We start from the raw sequence: 2,058 nt of genomic DNA on the forward strand, positions 1-2,058 counted from the left end.
CGTAAGTGCTCCACAAACCCCACATTCAAAGCGAAAAGCTGATGCCTGATGCTGTGCTCCCGATCTCTTTCTGGAGCCAGCCTCGCCATGATGCGACCCGACGCCAAAGTCGAAAAAGTCTATCTTTATCCCAAACCTGTCGATTTCCGAAAATCCATCGACGGCCTCGCCGCGCTGGTCGAGCTGGATATCAAGGTGGCGGTGTTCGACCCCGTACTTTTCGTTTTCCTCAACAAACCCCGTAATCGAGTGAAGATATTGTATTGGGAGCGCAACGGCTTCTGCCTTTGGCTCAAACGCCTGGAGTCGGAGCGTTTCAAAACATCGCCCGATGCCACTGACACGGCGATTGTCCTCAGCGTCCAGGACCTGAACTGGTTGCTCGACGGTTTTGATCTCTGGCGCAACCGCCCTCATCAAGTTTTGACCCCGCGCTACGTGGCGTGACCCGGTATAATCCGGGCCATGATTTCTTTGCCCGATGACCTTCCTGATGATCCTGTCCTGCTCAAGCAACTGCTGCTTGAGGCGCTCACTCGCCAGGAGGAATCCGCCCAGGCTTACCAGACCCACATTGTCGACCTGAAAGAACAGATCAAGTTGTTGCGCGACCGTCTGTTTGGGCGCAAGTCCGAGCAAACCGTTGAGCCCAATACGCCGCAACTGGCCTTGTTCAACGAACCTGAAAGTGAGCCGATGCCTTCAGTCGGTGATGCTGATGAAGAAGTCGTTGCACCGACACCTCGCCGTGGCAAACGCAAGCCGTTGTCGGCTGATTTGCCGCGTATCGAAGTCATCCACGAACTGCCCGAACACGAACTGACCTGTGCCTGCGGTTGCCGCAAACACGCCATCGGCGAAGAGACCAGCGAGCAGCTGGACATCGTGCCGATGCAGATCCGCGTCATCAAACATATCCGCAAGGTCTATGGTTGCCGGGGCTGCGAAGCAGCCCCGGTGACAGCTGACAAACCTGCGCAAGTGATCGAAAAGAGCATGGCCAGCCCGAGCGTATTGGCCATGCTGCTTACCACCAAGTATGTCGACGGTTTACCGTTGCACCGGTTTGAAAGTGTGCTGAGCCGCCACGGTATCGAGATCCCTCGGCAAACGCTGGCTCGCTGGATTATCCAGTGCAGCGAATACTTCCAGCCGCTGATCAACTTGATGCGTGATCGACTGCTGGAAAGCCCGGTCATCCACTGCGATGAAACGCGCGTGCAGGTGCTGAAAGAACCGGATCGAGACCCGACCAGTCAATCCTGGATGTGGGTACAAGCCAGTGGCCCGCCGGATCGCAAAGTCGTGTTGTTTGACTACACGTCCAGTCGTGCGCAGGAGGTGCCGCTGCGCTTGCTGGACAGTTATCGCGGTTATGTCATGACCGACGATTACGCCGGTTATAACGCCTTGGCGTTGCAGCCGGGCGTGGAGCGTCTGGCGTGCATGGCCCATGCACGACGCAAGTTCGTGGACGCGCAAAAAGTGCAGCCCAAGGGGAAGACGGGAAGGGCCGATATCGCGCTGACGATGATCAACAAGCTGTACGGCATCGAGCGGGAGCTCAAGGACGTCAGCGATGAACAGCGATTTATCGGTCGTCAGGAAAAGAGCCTGCCGATCCTGGCGCAACTGAAAAGTTGGCTGGATAAAACCCAGTCGCAGGTGACAGCCCAAAGTGCGTTGGGAAAGGCCGTGCATTATCTGGCGAATAACTGGAGCCGGCTGGAACGCTATGTCGAAGCGGGTTACTTGCCCATCGACAACAATGCCGCCGAAAGAGCGATCAAGCCGTTTGTCATCGGGCGCAAGGCCTGGCTGTTCAGCGATACCGTCAACGGTGCCAGTGCCAGCGCGAAGATCTACAGTTTGGTCGAGACCGCCAAGGTCAACGGCCAGGAGCCTTATACGTGGCTGCGCCACGTACTGGAGCGACTGCCGCACGCTTCCTCAGTAGCAGACTACGAAGCCCTGCTGCCGTGGAACTGCTCGTCAGAGATGCCACAGTAAACCGCTAACCCGCTGATGGGCAGGTGGGGTTTATGGATCGCATACGAT

Annotated in this window: 2 protein-coding genes; both read left to right on the plus strand. The window is 57.0% G+C overall.

The genetic code is table 11. The features are described 5' to 3' along the window. The first annotated feature begins 87 nt into the window (after nucleotides 1–87). The gene (tnpB, locus tag KRX52_RS14585; RefSeq protein WP_254797615.1) at nucleotides 88–447 is read left to right on the plus strand and encodes an IS66 family insertion sequence element accessory protein TnpB; all 360 of its coding nucleotides are present in this window, start codon (nucleotides 88–90) and stop codon (nucleotides 445–447) included. 18 nt (nucleotides 448–465) lie between these two features. Further along, nucleotides 466–2,010: an IS66 family transposase gene (gene tnpC / locus KRX52_RS14590; RefSeq protein ID WP_217682452.1), complete on the plus strand. Its 1,545-nt coding sequence runs from the start codon at nucleotides 466–468 to the stop codon at nucleotides 2,008–2,010. Nucleotides 2,011–2,058 lie beyond the last annotated feature (48 nt).

It is taken from the genome of Geopseudomonas aromaticivorans (genome assembly GCF_019097855.1).
In the GTDB taxonomy this organism is placed as follows: domain Bacteria; phylum Pseudomonadota; class Gammaproteobacteria; order Pseudomonadales; family Pseudomonadaceae; genus Geopseudomonas; species Geopseudomonas aromaticivorans.

Excerpts from the sequence above, each read along its gene's own strand:
- tnpB (WP_254797615.1), top strand. The coding sequence starts at position 88 with ATGATGCGACCCGACGCCAAAGTCGAAAAAGTCTATCTTTATCCCAAA.
- tnpC (WP_217682452.1), top strand. The coding sequence starts at position 466 with ATGATTTCTTTGCCCGATGACCTTCCTGATGATCCTGTCCTGCTCAAG.